Here is a 19,376-nt window from a genome sequence, read left to right on the forward strand (position 1 = left end):
TTTTTTGCTGGGTGTTAAAGTATTTAAAATTATCGTCGGCCACTAAAAGGTTGGCTTCTATTTTCCCATTTAAGATCACTAAGCAGAGAACTCTTTATCCCAATAAAGAAGTACCAACGCTCAAAACGGCCAAAGGGAGTCCAATCAAAACTTAGTCTAAAACTGCTCAAGTCTCGCTGAAAGTTAAATCGAGTATCAGCAAAACCTTTGTTCTTAAAGTCGTATCCAGAATTAAATCCAACCTCCCATTTTGGCGAAAGCTGAATATTTCCACTGAACATTAAGGAGTGGTTGGTAATTTCTTTTTCTCGGTTTCGGTTGTTATAAGTAGCAACATAGGTCAAACGCATGTCCCATGGAATCTTTGTGCCATAAATTGGATTGTCTTTATCGCCTCCTCCATCTTGATTACCCTTGTTAAAATGAGGTTGGGCATCTCGTACGCCTTTAAGTTCAAAGGGGTTGGCGCCATAATCCGGATCTTGGTTAGACTGGTCACCTTCTTTCTTTTTTGCCCCTCCTTTTTGGAACATTTCACTATTAATGGAGAAGCCGGTATTCAATCGTGCTGAGGTCAGTCGTAATAGTCCGCCACCATTTTTTACGTTCAGCGTGTTTATTCGTCTGCCATTATTGTCTATGGCATAGGGATCCAGGGTTGCCGAGAAATTAATGGGTACATTTTTAATGATTTCGGTGGCCCCACTAAGACTCACAGGACTTAATTTTAGCGAATCCGCCTCAAAGTTATAACTGGTCGATAAGCTTAGGTTACTAAGGATGCTCACTTTTTTGGGTTCCGTGGCCGTAGAATCCTTGTCCCGCACTTTGGCTTCAAGCGTGTTCTGCAATGAAAAGTTTAGCGAGCTTCCACGGTTCAATGAAGGTCTTCCGTAGATACTGGTTTCAAATGGGGTGTATTGCACATCTTCTCCATCCCCATCTGTATAGGTCTCATAAAATTGTTCAAAGGAAGGCGCGTAACTATATCCAATGGAAGGTCGCATAACATGCCGTATGGCCTGAATTTTTTTATCCTCCCCAAAATTAAAAGTACCATAAACCACGGTTCCCACACTTGCCCCAAGATTATATCTGTTGAAGCGGTCGAATCCAGGAATGGTGTCGGTGACCACCGCTTCTTGTTCAGTATCGTATCTTCGACGTATCGTTTCCAAGGTCCAAACATCCTCATAGCTACCATTCAAACTGACACTGAGGTATTTTGCTACCTTAAAGTTGGTTCCGATGGGGATTCGGTGGCGAGCACCAATTCGCGCATCCTCAAACATCTTACTTGTAAAGAAATCCTCCTCCGTAGTGGTTATGCTGTTCTGTGCATTTACATCATATTGAAAGTTGATGTTTTGTATGATTCCCTTTTTTATGCCCTCTCTTTTGGCAAAAGGGAAGATTCGTTCCATACTGGCCTGTAAAGTTGGCAAGGACATGTTGATGGACTGCGTCCTTGAGTTTTGGGTATGACTCAGGGTCAAACTGGCATTCACTGAGGGGTATTCAGGAAACGTTTTGGAATAACTTATGGAAGAGGCAAAGGTGTTGGTCTGTGAATTGTTTCGGTTAACTTGGTTTAGCGAGTTGGTATAATATTGGCTGCTTCCCAAGTTTACTGAGGCCGAAAAGCGCGAATACGGACTGGCCTTTGGGTCTTGGGTGTGCGATATTCGAATGTTATAGTTGCTTGTTCTGCTGTAATCATCAAAACCTCTTTGACTTCGGATTAAGTTTTCATAACTGACGTTGACATTCCCTCTAAATTTATAGCGTTTAGCATAAATGGATTGCCCTCTGAAACCGTAACTGCCATTGGTATAGAAGTCTCCCATCACACTAAGGTCCACATTATCACTTATGGGGAGATAGTATCCACCATTTTGAAGAAAATAGCCGCGCTGCGGGTCATTCCCAAAGGTTGGGAAAAGCAATCCGGCCACTCGTCCACTGGATAAGGGAAAATAAGCAAAGGGCAAGGCAATGGGAGTGGGAACATCCACAATGTACATGTTGCTATAACCCGCAATAATTTTCTTTTTGGGCACAAACTTAGCTTTCCGCACACGAATGTAATAATCTGGGTCTGCCGTATCCTTTGAAGTGGTCAATTTACCTTCACTTAAAAAGTAAACAGAATCGTTTTCCTTTTTGGTGATTTCAGCATAAACGTTCATGGCGTCACTCCCCAGTTGGCCTACACCAGCTTGTTGCTCCGTCCTTGAATTCCAAATCAGGGCCTTTTGGGTATCAAAATTAAAACGGATGGAATCCGGTGTTACTTCATTGTCGCCCTGTTTGAAAAAGGGGAGCTGCGAATAAACTCCATTTTCATCCTTTATTCGGCCTGCATACACCTCGTTCTTCACATAGTCCATTACAATAACACCTGCCTTTAGTTCGGTATCTTGATAATAGATTTCTGCCTCATCGTATAAATAAATTTTGTTATCTTTCTGGCTAAGTTTTACGTAGTCCTTGGCCTTATATTTGATTTTGTCCAGCAATAAAGGCTGTTTTTGGGATGCGGAATCTACCTCGACAGAATCAACCTCATTGGGACTTTTAAGAAAATCGGCAGGCAGCAATGGAGCCGTGATACTATCCTGTACAGCTTTGATGGGCAAAGGTGTAATAGGGTCTTCCTGAGCTGTTAAGGTGAGTCTGCCACATAGAAGAACAAATAGGAAAACTAAAAGATGTTTGTTTGATTGCAACGTGATAAATCCTATTTTTGTGCTGGTTTGGCTCAGTTTTTGGGCTCAAACTTACATATATTTTTTGTTCCGCTTATGGGGGATTACGATATTTTTAACCAATAGAGAATACCATAATTAGTAAGTTCTTATGAATAAAAGTCGGTTTGCATTTTTAGTTTTTCTTTTCGTAGTCCTTCCCTTGACTTCTTTCACCAAAAATGATACCGAAGTACAACAGAAGGATAAGTTTATTGTAGTCTTGGACGCCGGACACGGCGGACATGACCCTGGAAATATAGGAAATGGCTTTCTAGAGAAGGATATTGCCCTGAAAGTGGTGCTTGCAGCCGGTAAGGAATTGGAGAAAGACCCATCCATAAAAGTTATCTATACTCGGGATAATGACACGTTTGTGGACCTCTTTAAAAGAGGTGAGATTGCAAATGAGGCCAATGCCGATCTTTTCGTCTCCGTGCATTGCAATGCCCACAATTCAGATGCTGATGGGGCCGAGACTTTTGTTTTGGGACTCCATGCGAACCAGCGAAACTTTGAGGTGGCCAAAAAAGAGAACTCCGTTATTTATTTGGAAGATGATTACGCACAACGCTACGCCGAGTACGACATCAATTCACCGGAGTCTGTAATTGGACTCACCATTATGCAGGAAGAATTTTTGGACCAAAGCATTCTGCTTGGCAAAAAGCTTCAGGATAATTTTACCGTAAAGCTGAAGAGAAAAGACCGAAAGGTAAAACAAGCAGGGTTTATTGTGCTCCATCAAACTTTTATGCCAAGCGTTTTAGTGGAAACTGGTTTTCTGACCAATAAAAGCGAAGGAACCTACTTAAATTCAAAAAAAGGTCAGAATGAAATGGGAAAGGCCATTGCCGATGCTGTTTTGGCCTATAAATCTGAGTTGAACACGGGAGCCGACCTCAGTTCCATTTCCAAAGAAGTAGAGAATACGGAGGTAGTTGTTGACCTTCCAGAAGAAACCAAAGAGGAAGAAAAAACTCTGGAAAATACAAACGATATACCCAATAAGGAAAAAACCACCGTGGTGTCAACACCTGAAAAAGAAGTTGTAAAAACTATCGTGCCCACCAATAATGGTATTGTATTTAAGGTGCAACTTTTGGCCAGTGCCAAAAATATCCCTTTAAGAGGTGAGAACTTTAAAGGGTTGGACATTTTGTCCAGAGAACCCTATAACAACCTATATAGATATATGTATGGCAATGCAACAACCATGGAAGAGGCAAGAAAGCTGAAAGCCAATGCAGATGCCAAGGGCTATACCACGTCGTATATAGTGGCTTACAAGAATGGAGAACGTGTGCCATTGTCGCAAGCCACGAACTAATGGACATCTTTACCTGCCTTGTCAAAATTATTCCTAATTTTGTTTAAACCATAAACCGAATCCTTTGAAGCTATCCAGGGAAGTTAAAACGGGGGTTATCGTACTTGTAGGAATTTTTGCCTTTGTTTTTGGGCTTAGCTATTTAAAATCCTCCCCACTGTTCGACAATAATAAAACATTTTATGCCGTATACGAATCCGTAGGCGGTCTACAATCGGGCACACAGGTTTCCATAAATGGATACAGTGTGGGCAACGTGACCAATATTGGTTTTAAGGACAGCTCAGGGAAGTTGCTGGTGACGTTTTCGGTGAGTAATGAGTTTGACTTTTCCCAAAATAGTGTGGCAGAGCTTTTTGATACCGGAATCATTGGAGGTAAAGGAATACAGATTGTTCCTGTTTTTGATGGGGCCCCTATTGCCCAATCAGGAGACACCCTTCAGTCTAAAATAAAGCCAGGTATTACGGAATTGGTCCAACAAAAGTTGACACCATTGCAGATGAAGGTAGAAGGTGCTGTGTCCCATGCCGACACTTTGTTGATGAACGTGAATCAGATACTGGACGACCCCACGAAAAGGGAATTGAAGGAAACCATTGTCTCACTGAATCAATTGGTTAAAGCATTCAAGGGTAGTGCGGATAAAATAAATGTACTCTTGGAAAACAACCAAGCACAACTGGACAATTCGCTTAAAAATGTAGATAAGATTACTTCCAATTTCTCCAAACTTTCCGATTCGTTGGCAAATGTGGATATCGCAGGAACCCTTACCAACTTCCAGACCACAGTGGATAAATTAAATGTCATCCTAGGAAAAATTGAAAAAGGCGAGGGGTCTTTGGGCAAGCTCAGCAAAGACGAGGTGTTGTACAACAATTTGGCTGAAGCTTCCAGAGAATTGGATTTGCTGCTACAAGACTTTAGGTTGAATCCCAAACGATATGTCAACGTATCCGTATTTGGAAAAAAACAAAAGGATTATACGCTTCCAGAGAATGATCCTGCCGATTCAACACAGACCCAGAACTAGGACATGATGGAATATTTGCCCAATATACTCTTTGCTATCGCCCTGATTGTGGGCATTGGTTTCTTTACCAAGAACGTTAAAAAATTGTCGCGAAACATAAAACTGGGCAAAGATGTGGACGTAAGCGACAATAAACCCCAACGTTGGAAAAACATGGTCCGTATTGCTTTAGGGCAAACCAAAATGGTGGTTCGGCCCATTGCGGGACTCATGCACATTATTGTCTATGTTGGTTTTATCATCATCAATATTGAGGTATTGGAGATTATTTTGGACGGGATCTTAGGTACCCATCGATTATTTGCTCCACTTGGCGCACTGTACGATTTTCTAATAGGTTCTTTTGAAGTTCTGGCCTTATTGGTCATTGTGGCTGTTGTGGTTTTTTGGATTAGACGAAATATCATCAAGCTGAAGCGGTTCATTAAACCCGAAATGAAAGGATGGCCAAAAACCGATGGAAACCTAATTCTTTATATTGAATTGGTGTTGATGCTGTTGTTTTTGACTATGAATGCTGCCGATTACCAGTTGCAACAATTAGGAGCGGCACATTATACCAAGGCAGGCGCATTTCCTATCAGTCAGTTTATAACCCCTTTGTTTGATGGTCTTTCCGTTTCAACACTTATACTGATTGAACGTAGCGCATGGTGGCTTCACATTTTGGGCATCTTGGCCTTTTTGAATTATCTATATTATTCCAAGCATTTACATATTTTATTGGCATTCCCCAACACCTATTATGGTCGAGTAAAGCCCCAGGGTCAGTTTACGAATTTGGAGTCTGTTACCAATGAGGTAAAATTGATGATGGACCCTTCCGTTGATCCGTATGCAGCTCCAGCAGAGGGCGATGGTGCAGGTGAACCAGAAAAATTTGGTGCATCAGACGTAATGGATTTAAACTGGGTACAGCTGTTGAATGCGTACACCTGTACGGAGTGTGGTCGATGTACCTCGGAATGTCCCGCCAACCAAACCGGGAAGAAATTATCGCCCCGAAAAATAATGATGGATACCCGTGACCGATTGGAAGAAGTAGGGAAGGTCATAGATGCCAATAAAGGTGAATTCGTGGACGATGGCAAACAATTGTTGAATGACTATATCACCCCAGAAGAACTCTGGGCGTGCACTACGTGCAATGCCTGTGTTGAGGCATGTCCCGTAAGTATTGACCCGTTGTCCATTATTGTGGAAATGCGGCGCTATTTGGTCATGGAGCAATCCGCAGCTCCGATGGAGTTGAACAATATGATGTCCAATATTGAAAACAACGGTGCACCTTGGCCCTATAATCAAATGGACCGTTTAAATTGGGTGAACGAATAAATCAAAAACTATGAGCGAGCAATTAAAGGTCAAGACCATGCAGGAATTTATGGCAGAGGGTAAGCAGCCAGAAATATTGTTTTGGGTAGGCTCTGCCGGCAGTTATGATGATCGCGCTAAAAAGATTTCACGGGCTTTTGTGAAGTTATTGAACAAAGCCAATGTGGACTTTGCGGTTTTGGGCACCGAAGAAAGCTCCACTGGAGATGTTGCCAAACGCGCCGGTAATGAATTTTTGTTTCAGATGCAGGCCATGATGAATATTGAGTTGTTGAACGGTTATGAAATAAAACGAATTGTAACCTGCGACCCACATTCCTTCAATACCTTAAAAAATGAGTACCCAAGTTTGGGGGGTAAATATGAAGTTGTCCACCATACGCAATATCTTAAAGAATTGATAGATAATGGTCGGTTGACCATTGAGGGGGAAGTATACAAGGGGAAACGCATCACTTTTCACGACCCTTGCTATTTAGGTAGGGCAAATTCTGTTTATGATGCCCCTAGGGAACTGCTTTCCAAGACCAATGCAGACGTGGTGGAAATGAAGCGTCACAAAAAAACTGCCCTATGTTGTGGTGCTGGTGGCGCACAAATGTTCAAGGAGCCGGAAAAAGGAGATATGGACATTAATGTGATGCGCACCAAAGAAGCATTGCAGACGCAACCAAGCATCATCGCCACAGGATGTCCGTATTGTAATACCATGATGACGGACGGAATTAAAGCACACGAAAAAGAAGATAGTGTTACGGTTTTGGATGTTGCTGAAGTATTGGCAAACTCCCAAGGATTATAAAATTTATGAAATGTCAGGTCGGGCCTACCTTTGTTGGCAGACAAGCGCAGTTGAGACCTTAATAGATAGATAGTATGCTAGTAGATTTCAATCAACTTCCAGATACATCCCGAATTTGGATTTATCAATCCAATCGTAGTTTCACTGAAGAAGAGCAACAGGAAATAGCCCAGAGTCTCTCCGAATTTTTGAAGGAATGGACCGCTCATGGTAGCGCATTGCAAGCCGGTTTTGAGATGAAGTATAATCGATTCATCGTTATTGGATTGGATCAGACCAATGCCAGTGCATCGGGTTGTTCCATTGACGCATCGGTACATTTTATCCAAAGCCTGGAACAAAAATATAATGTGGAACTTTTGGATCGAATGAACGTTTCCTTTAAACAGGGAGAATTCATTGCTTACAAGCCCTTAATAGACTTCAAAAAGATGGCCAAGGCGAAAGCGGTCTCTAAAAACACTGTGGTTTTCAATAATTTAGTGGCTACCAAACAGGAATATTTGGAAAATTGGGAAGTACCTGCCAGTGAGAGTTGGCATTCCCGATTTGTTTAGCTTTAAGAAGGAAAGACCGTCAATTCGAGTGATTTTTTGAGATTAATTGAAGAAAAATAGTATCGAAAATAGGTTTGGATCTCTTGCAATATCAGTTCTCGATACAAAATTCTTTTAGAATTCCACTTGAACTGACAACTACCCTTAAAAATTGATTTACTCTTAAATAATCCTAATTTCTGTACATTCTTCGATGAAAAGCAATATTTTTATGTGCTGTAAGTTGATGTCATAGACAAGATATTTATGCGCATAAAGTTCTATCTCCCCATATTCCTATTCTTTTATTTGCATGCAATGGGCCAAAATCATCCATTGGTCACTAAAGATTCCCTTGTTCAAGCCAATTGGGTGAAGGGGCAATACAACAGAATGACCTTGGAAGAACGTATTGGACAGCTGTTCATGGTGAGTATTGCTTCCAATCAAGATCAGGCATCAAAGGATAGGGTGAAAAAATTGATTGAGGACGAGGGCATTGGTGGGGTTATTTTCTTGGCCGGGGGTCCAGTGCAACAAGCAAAATTGACTAACGAATATCAAGCTGCTTCCAAAATGCCTTTATTGATTGGTTCTGACGCAGAGTGGGGAATGGCCATGCGGTTGGATTCCACCTATGCCTTCCCCTGGAATATGACTTTGGGGGCCATTCAGGATAATGCCATTGTGGAGAAAGTTGGGTATCAAATTGGCAAACATGCCAAACGTTTGGGCGTACACATCAATTTTGCTCCAGATTTGGATGTGAACAATAACCCACAAAATCCCATCATAGGCAATCGCTCTTTTGGAGAAGATCCCATAAATGTTGCCGAAAAGGGAATCGCCTTAGTAAAAGGAATGGAAAAGGCCGGAGTCTTATCCTGTGGGAAACATTTTCCAGGACATGGGGATACCGCTACGGACTCGCATAAAGCATTGCCCATAATTAATTCTACCCTGGAGCAATTGGATTCCATTGAACTGTACCCTTTCAAAAGAACCATGGAAAATGGGTTGAGCTCAATAATGATAGCGCACTTGGATGTTCCCAGTTTGGAAAGTAGGGAAGGCTACCCTTCTTCACTTTCCAATGCTATTGTTTACCAACTCCTTCAAGATGAGATGGACTTTAAGGGTTTGGTTTTTACAGATGCCCTTAATATGAAGGCGGTATCGGAATTTGCCCCCGATGGTGAAGTTGAATTACAAGCTTTTTTGGCAGGAAACGATATGCTTTTAATGCCCATAAATGTACTCAGTGCCAAGAAAAAGCTGATTGAAGCATACAACACCGGGGTCATTTCTGAAGAGCGATTGGCACATTCGGTAAAGAAAGTATTGATGGCCAAGTACAAAGCTGGTCTGTTCGATTATCGTCCTGTTGAACTCAAAAACTTGTATGAAGATTTAAATGACATTGAAAATGATGTGGTCTATGAAGAGGCGATTGAAGGTGCAATTACCGTAGCCAAGAATAATTTTTCCTTGATGCCCATTAAAAAATTGGACAATAAGAAAATTGCCTATGTGCAATTTGGGGACGATTCAGGCTCCAAGTTTCACGAAACACTTAACCAGTATTTTAAGGTTACAAAAATTGAAGCTAGAGATATTGCCGGGTACAAAAAGGAATTGGCCAATTACAACCTGGTGATCATCGGCTTTCACAAAAGCAATGAAAGTCCATGGAAAGGCTATAAATTTTCCAAAAACGAGCTGTTTTGGCTCGAAGAGATTTCAAGGTTACGGACAAGCAACACCATATTGACGGTATTTGCCAAGCCGTATGCACTCTTGGACATCCTTAATTTTGATACGATGGATGGGGTGGTTATTGGATATCAGAACAGTGAAATAGCCCAAGAAAAGGCGGCCGAAGTAATTTTTGGGGCGATTGGTGCAACGGGGAAACTCCCTGTATCCGCCCATGGGGAGTTTCCAGTCAACACCGGTGTTAATTTAAAACCTATTCAACGGTTGGGATATAGCATCCCTGAACGCGTTGGGATGAGTTCTTCTCAATTGGCCATGGTGGATACTTTGGTTCAGAATGGCTTGGATTCACTGATGTATCCCGGAGCACAGGTCCTTGTGGCCAGAAAGGGTAAAGTTATTTATCATAAGAGTTTTGGGAAACCTACCTACAATTCCCAAGAACAAGTCACAGCAGAATCCATTTACGATTTGGCCTCGTTAACTAAGATTTTATCGACACTGCCCTTGATCATGAAAATGGAAGAAGAGGGTAAGATAGCGTTGAACGATACTTTCAAGGAATTGGTTCCTGAGTATGAGAGTACCGAATTAAAGGATGTAACCGTTTTGAAGGCCTTGTCTCATTATGGACGTTTGCCGGCTTGGATTGCCTTTTATTTGGATACGCTGACCAAAGACCGCAGACCTTCCCCCGATTTTTACAGCCGTAACCCCTCTCAAGATTTTCCGTATCAGGTGGCGGACCACTTATATCTTACCAATGCGTATAAAGACTCCATTTACAATCGCATAGGTCGTCAAAGTCTAAAATCTAACCGATACCGTTATAGTGATGTTGGCTATTATGTTTTCAAAAAGTATATTGAAGATATCTATGGCAAATCCATTGACAATTTGATCAATGAATTTCTTTACAAACCAATGGGTTTGCAGTATACGGCATTCAATCCGCTCCAGAAATACCCTAAAGAGAAAATTGTTCCTACGGAAGAGGATGACTATTACAGATACCAGACCATTCAAGGCTATGTGCACGACATGGGTGCTGCCATGCAGGGTGGAGTAGGAGGGCACGCAGGTTTGTTCAGCAATGCCAATGATGTGGCCAAAATAATGCAGATGTACCTTCAGGGCGGATATTATGGAGGAGAGCGATTTTTAAATGAACGGACCGTAAAGAAATTCAACACCTGTTATTTCTGCAATAAGAATGTTAGGCGGGGTGTCGGTTTTGATAAACCACAACTTGAAGAAAGTGGCCCAACCTGTGGATGTGTTTCTCCTAAAAGCTTTGGGCATAGTGGTTTTACAGGAACTTACACTTGGGCCGATCCCGATGCAGAGCTTGTGTATGTATTTTTGTCCAATAGAACCTACCCATCCGCCACAAATACGTTGTTGATCAGGTCGGGGTTGCGAACCAGGATTCAACAAGCTATTTATGATTCCATTATAAATTAGACAACAAATATTGACTTAGATTTGTAGTCATGAAAATTGCAATTGTTTGTTACCCTACATTTGGTGGTAGTGGTGTTGTTGCCACTGAACTGGGTATAGCTTTGGCCGAGAGGGGCCATGAAGTTCACTTTGTTACCTATAAACAACCGGTACGTCTTGGATTATTGGGGAATAATATCCATTTTCACGAAGTACACGTGCCAGAATATCCACTTTTTCATTACCAGCCCTATGAATTGGCTTTGTCCAGTAAATTGGTGGATACCATCAAGTTGTATGGTATAGAACTTCTTCATGTGCATTATGCCATCCCCCATGCTTATGCGGGTTATATGGCGAAGAAAATGCTTCAGGAATACGGTATTTTCATTCCTATGATCACCACGTTGCACGGAACTGATATAACCCTGGTTGGGAAACATCCATTTTACAAACCAGCGGTTACATTTAGCATCAATAAATCCGATGTGGTCACATCTGTTTCAGAGGCGTTGAAACAAAGTACCTTGGATATTTTTGATATTGAAAAGGAGATTGAGGTCATTCCCAACTTTATAGAAAAATCCAAGTATAGTACTGATTATACGGATTGTCAACGCTCCTTGATGGCCAAGGAAAATGAGCGAATTATAACCCATATTAGTAATTTTAGGAAGGTAAAACGAATTCCAGATGTAATTAAGGTCTTCCATAAGATCCAAGAAGAAATTCCTGCAAAATTGATAATGGTAGGGGAGGGCCCTGAAAAAGAAAAAGCAGAGCAACTCTGTGACAATCTGGGGATGAAAGACAAGGTTTTATTTTTGGGTAACAGCACCGAGATAGATAGAATTCTTTGTTTTTCAGATTTATTTTTATTGCCCTCGGAAACGGAAAGCTTTGGATTGGCAGCGCTAGAAGCCATGATCAATAAGGTGGCCGTAGTCTCCAGCAATACAGGCGGAATTCCCGAGGTTAACAAAGATGGCGTCTCTGGGTTTATGTCCAATGTGGGAGATATTGACGATATGGCATCCAAAGCGTTGCAGATTCTTCGGGATGATGCTGTTTTGGAAAAATTCAAACAAAATGCCTACAATGTTGCTTCAAAGTTTGATATTGTACACATTTTGCCTCTCTATGAAGAGTTATACGAGAAAGCCTTTAAATCCCGCTTTAAGAATACCTTTTAGGCATGAGATTTTTAATGCTCTTATTGCTTGCAAGCTGTTTGCTTTCATGTAAAGCCCAACAAAAGATGGCTGGAGAAGAAATGGAAAACCTAGTTTTGGTGACAAGTGATGGATATAGTGGGATTGTCGAATATGAGGTGATGCTCATCAAGGATACCAAATCTCTGAACAAGTTCTATTCGCAAGTCAACAAAACCAGAAAACCAGGCCTTCCAGTGCCGATGCTGGATTTTTCAAAAGAAATGGCCATTGTGGTTTGTTTGGGGGAACAAAAAGGAGAACGAACACCTCAATTGTCCCAACTCAGTGAAACTGAAGAAGAACGTACAATAGCCATTGAGTTATCTGATTCAGAAAAGACAGAAAGTTACATTTCCTACCCATTTTACGTGTACAAATTGCCGATTTCTTCAAAAACGATTAATTTTCAAAAAGTCGGTTGGTAAGAGTTTTTTTACAACCGTTTTTACTTCTTATCGAAAATAAGCGCACTTGAAAGTGCAAAATTTATCGTTTTAAACGGTTGACCTAGCTTTGTTCTTGATAACCTCAAATCTTACATAATGAATATTTCTAGATTGTCCTACGTGGCTTTGGCATGTATTTTAACCACATCTACTTTTTCACAAGAGCCGGAATTGGAGTTGACCAAGAAGGATAGTATTGTAAATAGCTATTGGCTGGTGACTTTGGGAACTAATTTTGTAGATGACTCTGGTGATGAATTTGGCGAACTGTTTGATTTTAGTGAAGGCTGGAACGCTGTTCCGTACCCATCCCGAATAAGTATTGGGCGTTATTTTAAAAATGGAGTGGGTCTAGAAGCCATTGGAACATACAACAAATACAAGGAGGGAAAAATAGTTGATAACGTAGTCAATCCAGAGGATGTGGATTATTTTGGTCTTGACTTTAGAGTAAGTTATGACCTTAATAAGATTTTGGGTGAGACTGGTTTTTTTGACCCCTATATAGGTATTGGAGCGGGGTACACCGATGCAAATAATCAGGGTAGGGGAACGTATAATGCCATAATTGGTTTTAGAACATGGTTTTCTGACCATTGGGGGCTTGATTTCAATTCCACTGGCAAGTGGACCATGAACACTGAAAACTCAACCAACCACATTCAGCATGCTGTAGGAGTTGCATACCGTTTTGAAGTTGAAAAGGAATTATCTCGCAAGGGTAAGGAAAAATTGGCTATGCTCAAAGAATTGGAGGAAGAGCAACAACGTGTGCAGGATTCCATTGCAAAGGCTGAGGAAGAAGCCCGTTTATTGGCAGAACGTTTGCAAAGAGAAAAAGAAGCTGCAGAACTGGCAGCCGCCGAAAAAGCTAAAAAAGATGCTGAAGATGCAAGACGTGCCGCGTTACAGAATAAAATCAACAATTTGGGCAATGTTTACTTTAAGCTAAACTCATCTTATCTCACTTCCAAAGACAAAGAATTATTGGATAAATTGGTTGCTATCATGCAGGATGAACCAAATATTACCGTTAAAATTACAGCACACACAGATTCTAGGGGAACTAAACCGTACAATCAATGGTTATCGGAGCGAAGAGCAGAGCGCACGGTGGAATATGTGGTATCTAGGGGTATTTCAACGAATAGAATCAGTCATGGAGCATTTGGCGAAACCCAATTGGTAAATGATTGTGAGGATGGGGTTCGATGCACAGAGGAGCAGCATTCAAAAAATAGGAGGTCGGAATTTGAGATTGTAGAATACTAATTGAAGGTAAAAACGAGGACTATTCATAGAAAAGAGCCGAGCTACATTTGTAGCTCGGCTCTTTCATTTAAGATTAAAAAGAAAATATCATTTAAGGGTTTATATTCTTTATCGGCATCATCCTGTCACATTTTGAAAACATAAGCCCCCCAACGAAGCTGTTATGATGGTCAACTGAATTTTCACCATTGAGCCATGCTATATAAATAGCAGGAGTGTTTATGCCTGCTTCATGTGAAAATGGGTATCCACCTCCAAATCGCGGATTCATTTCCAAATAGAATACTTCACCATCTTTGACAAAAAAGTCACAGTCCATATTACCTATATGCTTGGTTTTTTTAGCGATGGTTTCAGCTATTTTGGAAAAGTTGTGGTCAATCACTGAAATGGCTTTGTCCGTTTCACCAGATCTCATGGCTATTTTTTTTCGGATAAAAGAACCGTAATGATTGCCTTTAAAATCGTTTAAGATGTCTATTCCATATTCATCACCTTCTATTTTTTCCTGAATTAAAATACTTTTTTCAATATCACTGGAGCTCGCATTTTTTAATATTGACTTCTGAATCTTAATTCGCTGTAACTGATAGGCAAGTTCAAGTTCCTCTTCGTTTTCAACAATATCAATGGCAATTGATGCACTTCCCCATCTTGGCTTAACAATCAAGGGATAGTGAAGTTCACCTTTGTCCATAGCATTCTTGGCATCCTTTAAAGTTAAAAACGTTTTTGGGGTGCCAACACCAATTTCCTTAAAATAAGTAAATGTTTTCCATTTGTCAAAGGCAATGTCAATCACTTCTGGGTCGGAAACTATGACTTTGGCTCCCAACGATTCCAATTCATCTTTATGCTCAGACAGGAGAGGAAGCTCTAAATCATTCAGAGAGATAATGGCATTGATTTTATGGGACGCAACAATTTCCTTTAAATGGTCCATATACCCAGAGTCATAAATGGGAGGGACTTTGATGGCTACATCGGCATCAACAAGTGCGGGAGCAGTCAATTGGTTATCCACTGCGAACACACGCCCATTTCCATCTAGCGCATCTTTAAAATAATTGATCAAATAGTTTCTGCGACCTGCACAGGTGAACAGAATGTTGGTTTTTCTCATTGAATGGTGTTGTTTGGCTATTCGATTATGACCTATGTTTTAAAAAGGAAAGATTTAGGTTCCTTTATTTGAAACTTTGAATATACTAATCTTGTCGTCATAATCAATTTTCAATTATCCAAGGTCGATATATGGTTCAAAAAAATGGATAAAAGTGTGCTTGACAAGTAATTATGTATTGCTTAAGGTGTATCTTTTTTGGAAGGACCTATGTTCTTGAGTGGTTTTTTTATACTATTTTATGGATGATTTATGTTGTTTCATAAGCGAACGACCAGGATTTCCTACCATGGTTGTATGGGGCTCAACTGTTTTAATGATTACACTGCCCGCTCCAATGAGTGCCCCTCTCCCAATTTCATCGATATTGGACATAATTGTAGCCCCAATACCAATGTAAGAGTGTTCTTTGAGCGATAGATTGGCACCAATATTTACGCCTGAAGAAATAAAGACGCTATTTTCAATGGTTACGTGGTGACCAATCGTGGATCCTATGCTTATCATCACATAGTCTGAAGTGACCGTATGTGGCATTATTACGCTGCCTGCCAGAATATAATTGGCCTCACCCAGTTGTACACCGGGTCCTATTATCGCGGTATGATGGATGAAATTGGGGATATTGTATCCTAATCTTTTGGATTCGCTTAAATACTTTTCACGGACAATATTATCACCTATGGGACAGTAAACATTGTTTATCCACTCTTTAAAACTGTTTTTTTTAAGACTTTCAAAGTCGCCAATAACGGGAATACCCATTATCTCCTTTCCCCACAGATTGGGGTCGTCGTCAATGAAACCAATAATGTCTATGCCAGATTCAATCATGTATGAGGCGTAAGTTTGGCCATAGGTTCCAGCACCAATAATTACGGATTTATCGTTCATTTCTTTGGGGATTAAATAAATGATTGGAATACTTTGGAAAAGAAACTTTGTGTTAACCCTTTTCCCCGATATGGAAAAATTGAAAAACGTCCAGGCTCATTAGTATTTGGGTTTTCTTCATGATATTTGGCATTTGAGGTTAAAAAATGGGGCAAAATTTTAAAGAATTCAATCTTTATTAATTACAAATTACGTTAAAAATTCGGGATTTTAAGAATGAAAAGGGCATTAATTTTAGCCTTTTCCAGTAGGATTTTTGACGCAATCAGACAATAAGATCCACAAGTCACCTGACTTAATTATAGACGAATTGAGTAATCTTGTTTTTTCTAATTCATTCTGTCCAAGAATTTTATCTTTGGAAGCGCTTTTGGCAAGGGTGACATTTAAAGTATTTTTTTGCGTTTCATCGATAATTTATGCCAAAAAAATTGACTCGGTACAAAGAAGCATATTTTTGTTCTAAACCCCTGGACTCTCAACTTTAAATGCTCTTTGTAAATGTTTAAAAAATTACTTCTTGCTTCACTACTTTTCGGAGTTTCAAATACGTTTGCGCAAAACTTATATGACGACTCCAACGCTGCTTCACCAACCAACGAATCAAATACGACTACAGGTTGGAACGGAACCGCACTTCTATTTTCAGACAACTCTGATGCCCAATCTGGAGCTTTCTCCATTCGAGCGGAGTCCAATGGCAACAATGGGACTTATGTACAATACAGTTTCGATGCAGTTGTAGGTCAAACCTACACTGTTACGATTTGGGCTCGGGAAGGAGCCCAATCCAACCAACCGGCCTTTGCCAATTGGCAGGGATTAAGTGGATTTAGCACTACCGCTATTACTGGTGGTAACTGGGTTCAATATGTATTTAATGTTACGGCAACGTCAACTACTCCTGGCATTAGAGTATACACAAGTCCTTGGTCGGCAAGATTAGTTGCTGGAAATGCTGTTCTGGTTGATAATATTACAATCCTTCCTGAAGGTGCTACAACCGACACGGAGGCGCCTAGTGCCATCACGGATTTGGCCTCCTCGAACACGACATTGACCACCACGGACCTTACCTGGTCGGCCTCCATGGACAACGTAGGGGTGACCAATTACGAGGTGTTCAGGGACGGGGTCAGCATCGCCAATACGGGCACAGCCACGACCTTCAACGCAACGGGCCTTACACCAGGCACCAGTTATGATTTTACGGTGTTCGCCGAGGATGCCGCCGGCAACACCTCTGCGGTGAGCAACACCGAAACAGTGAACACTTTGCAGGCACCCGATACTGAGGCACCGAGCGCCGTCACGGATTTGACCTCCTCGAACACGACATCGACCACCACGGACCTTACCTGGTCGGCCTCCACGGACAACGTAGGGGTGACCAATTACGAGGTGTTCAGGGACGGGGTCAGCATCGCCAATACGGGCACAGCCACGACCTTCAACGCAACGGGCCTTGCGCCAAGCACCAGCTATGACTTTACGGTGTTCGCCGAGGATGCCGCCGGCAACACCTCTGCGGTGAGCAACACCGAAACGGTTAACACTTCTGCGGGTACAGGGATTGTTGACTATACTTCTGAAAATGCTAATTTGATTACAGTTGATTGGACCGCGAGGGATTTGTTTGCGGACAGGAATGTGGGTATTGGAACAACAGATACGCAAGGTTACCGTTTAGCGGTTGCTGGAAACGTAATTGCGGAAGGAGTAAAAGTAGAGCTACAAGGTAATTGGCCAGATTTTGTATTTACTGATGATTTTAATCTTTTGGACTTGACCGAAGTGAAGAAATTCATTGAAGAGCATGGTCACCTCCCCAACATTCCAAGTGCTGAACAAGTACAGGAAGAGGGAATTGATTTAGGTGCAATGAATGCCAAGTTATTGCAGAAAATAGAGGAGCTTACCTTATATATCTTATCGCAGGAGGAAGAGATTAAATCCCTAAAGGAAGAAAATGCAGTAATAAAGGATATAGTCAACCGACTGGATATATTGGAAAATAGCCAAAATAATAAAACAAAAGATTAGAGAAATAGGACTTCTTTCCAATAAAAAATAGAATATGCCCAGTTTATCTTATATGAAAAAAAACGCTTTGATAATTGGTTTGATTGTGAGCCTTTTTTTGGTCCAAACTTCGCTTGGCCAAAGTATTCGAAAAGGATTTGACGAAATGACAGATTATGAAATTTCTGAACTGGTAGATGCGCTCTACGAAATAAGGAATGGTCCCGATCTAATGAATGATTTGGCAAATTTCCACGGGCAGTTCTTCAATTTTGATAACACCGCGGATCCTACACGACTCGATTTACATTTTAATTTACCTGATGAATCAAGTAGGGAAATTTTCTTGGCTTGGCACCGAAGAATGATATTTGAAGTTGAACAGGCTTTGCAAGAGGTAAATCCAGAAATAAGCCTTGGTTATTGGGATTCATCCATATATCAGTCCCCAACTGATGCTTTATGGGATGAAGACTTTTTAGGGAGTTTTAATACCAATTGGAGTTTGGGCAGGAATTTAGGATCAAATGGTCCGCTTCCTACGGCCACAGATGTTTCCAATTTAATGGCAATGAATGACTTCCTCATATTTTCCAATGAATTGGAACGTCGTCCCGTTCACAGAGGTGCGCACGTCTGGACAGGAGGAGCCATGCCAACCCCACTCTCTCCAAGAGACCCGGTATTTTACTTTCACCATTCATTTGTAGACAAGGTGTGGCAAGATTGGGAGGAAATACATCAGAGTTCATCCTATATTATCACCTCAATGCTTCGTTATGACGGAACGTATGTCTTTGACGGTCAGACTTTGCCATCAGTTGACCCAAATGATATCACTGATTCCAGGGTCTATGGTGTTTTTTATGCAGAAAATCAGCTTGCACAGTTGGACAACTATATCGTTAGCAACACCTACAATCCAGAAGAGATTTTCTATTACCAATTTACTATAGACGCCGGGGACAATTTTTTGGTGCCTGCCGGTGCAGTGGCACGATTTGAGTCTGTGAATGAAATAAATCTAACCCCAGGGTTTGAAGCGGCTCCCGGATCATCGTTTCAAGCCGTTATTGATACCCAGAATGCAGGTGCTGGTAAAATAGCCCCTTTGTTTGCCCAAAACCGGGAATACAAGCCGTACCCTTTCTCCGAAAAGTTGTTTGAACCCATTGTTTGGGAGGAGGGAGGAGATCTTTTGGATGATAAGCCTATTATTATTTCTGCTGCTCCAAACCCCTTTACGGAGAAAATAACCATTAAGTTGAATAAGCGTAAGGATTGTGTGATTGAAGTCTTCAATATGATGGGAATGAAGATTAAGGAGGAAGCGTTCCAGAATACCGATACAATGGTGATAAAAAACCTCTATGGTTTATCGTCTGGATTTTATGTAATCCGGGTTACGGATGCCAATGGGGAAATTCTCGTGGTAAAAAGAGTTGTTAAGATGTAAAAAA

14 protein-coding genes are annotated in these 19,376 nt (G+C 41.1%); 11 read left to right on the top strand and 3 right to left on the bottom strand.

The window, feature by feature from the left end:
- Positions 1-29 precede the first annotated feature (29 nt).
- Positions 30-2,729, bottom strand: a complete 2,700-nt coding sequence (locus AB1A65_RS10065; protein ID WP_366588514.1) for a putative LPS assembly protein LptD — start codon at positions 2,727-2,729, stop codon at positions 30-32.
- 130 nt (positions 2,730-2,859) lie between these two features.
- On the opposite strand from AB1A65_RS10065, the gene AB1A65_RS10070 reads away from it, so the two are divergent.
- The 9 genes from AB1A65_RS10070 to AB1A65_RS10110 all read left to right on the top strand — a co-directional run bounded on the left by AB1A65_RS10070 (position 2,860) and on the right by AB1A65_RS10110 (position 13,877).
- Positions 2,860-4,077, top strand: a complete 1,218-nt coding sequence (locus AB1A65_RS10070) for an N-acetylmuramoyl-L-alanine amidase (RefSeq protein WP_366588516.1) — start codon at positions 2,860-2,862, stop codon at positions 4,075-4,077.
- A gap of 64 nt (positions 4,078-4,141) precedes the next feature.
- On the top strand, positions 4,142-5,113 hold the full coding sequence (locus AB1A65_RS10075) for an MlaD family protein (RefSeq protein ID WP_366588519.1): 972 nt from the start codon (positions 4,142-4,144) through the stop codon (positions 5,111-5,113).
- A gap of 6 nt (positions 5,114-5,119) precedes the next feature.
- Positions 5,120-6,448 carry a (Fe-S)-binding protein gene (locus tag AB1A65_RS10080; RefSeq protein WP_366590191.1) on the top strand — a complete coding sequence of 443 codons (1,329 nt, stop codon included), beginning with the start codon at positions 5,120-5,122 and terminating at the stop codon, positions 6,446-6,448.
- A gap of 10 nt (positions 6,449-6,458) precedes the next feature.
- A complete protein-coding gene (locus tag AB1A65_RS10085; RefSeq protein WP_366588521.1) occupies positions 6,459-7,250 on the top strand; it encodes a (Fe-S)-binding protein in 792 nt (263 codons plus the stop codon).
- A gap of 74 nt (positions 7,251-7,324) precedes the next feature.
- A complete protein-coding gene (locus AB1A65_RS10090) occupies positions 7,325-7,807 on the top strand; it encodes an ABC transporter ATPase (RefSeq protein WP_366588524.1) in 483 nt (160 codons plus the stop codon).
- A gap of 297 nt (positions 7,808-8,104) precedes the next feature.
- Complete coding sequence (locus AB1A65_RS10095; RefSeq protein ID WP_366588526.1) at positions 8,105-10,966, top strand: glycoside hydrolase family 3 N-terminal domain-containing protein; 2,862 nt, start codon at positions 8,105-8,107, stop codon at positions 10,964-10,966.
- Positions 10,967-10,995: 29 nt separating this feature from the next.
- The gene (bshA, locus tag AB1A65_RS10100; RefSeq protein WP_366588528.1) at positions 10,996-12,138 is read left to right on the top strand and encodes an N-acetyl-alpha-D-glucosaminyl L-malate synthase BshA; all 1,143 of its coding nucleotides are present in this window, start codon (positions 10,996-10,998) and stop codon (positions 12,136-12,138) included.
- A 65-nt stretch (positions 12,139-12,203) separates the two neighbouring features.
- Positions 12,204-12,584 (top strand): hypothetical protein, encoded by a 381-nt coding sequence (locus tag AB1A65_RS10105; RefSeq protein WP_366588530.1) that lies wholly within the window; start codon positions 12,204-12,206, stop codon positions 12,582-12,584.
- A gap of 117 nt (positions 12,585-12,701) precedes the next feature.
- Positions 12,702-13,877, top strand: a complete 1,176-nt coding sequence (locus tag AB1A65_RS10110; RefSeq protein WP_366588532.1) for an OmpA family protein — start codon at positions 12,702-12,704, stop codon at positions 13,875-13,877.
- A gap of 91 nt (positions 13,878-13,968) precedes the next feature.
- On the opposite strand, the gene AB1A65_RS10115 is transcribed toward AB1A65_RS10110, so the two are convergent.
- Together AB1A65_RS10115 and AB1A65_RS10120 are read right to left on the bottom strand one after the other, a co-directional pair.
- Complete coding sequence (locus AB1A65_RS10115) at positions 13,969-15,000, bottom strand: ATP-grasp domain-containing protein (protein ID WP_366588534.1); 1,032 nt, start codon at positions 14,998-15,000, stop codon at positions 13,969-13,971.
- Positions 15,001-15,234: 234 nt separating this feature from the next.
- Entirely contained in the window at positions 15,235-15,894 is a 660-nt protein-coding gene (locus AB1A65_RS10120) for a NeuD/PglB/VioB family sugar acetyltransferase (protein ID WP_366588536.1), read from the bottom strand.
- Between the two features lie 501 nt (positions 15,895-16,395).
- On the opposite strand from AB1A65_RS10120, the gene AB1A65_RS10125 reads away from it, so the two are divergent.
- Both AB1A65_RS10125 and AB1A65_RS10130 read left to right on the top strand, forming a co-directional pair.
- Positions 16,396-17,937, top strand: a complete 1,542-nt coding sequence (locus tag AB1A65_RS10125; protein WP_366588538.1) for a fibronectin type III domain-containing protein — start codon at positions 16,396-16,398, stop codon at positions 17,935-17,937.
- Between the two features lie 52 nt (positions 17,938-17,989).
- Entirely contained in the window at positions 17,990-19,372 is a 1,383-nt protein-coding gene (locus AB1A65_RS10130) for a tyrosinase family protein (protein ID WP_366588541.1), read from the top strand.
- Positions 19,373-19,376: the final 4 nt, after the last annotated feature.

Origin of the sequence: Allomuricauda sp. ANG21, assembly GCF_040705235.1 — a bacterium.
GTDB lineage: Bacteria > Bacteroidota > Bacteroidia > Flavobacteriales > Flavobacteriaceae > Flagellimonas > Flagellimonas marina.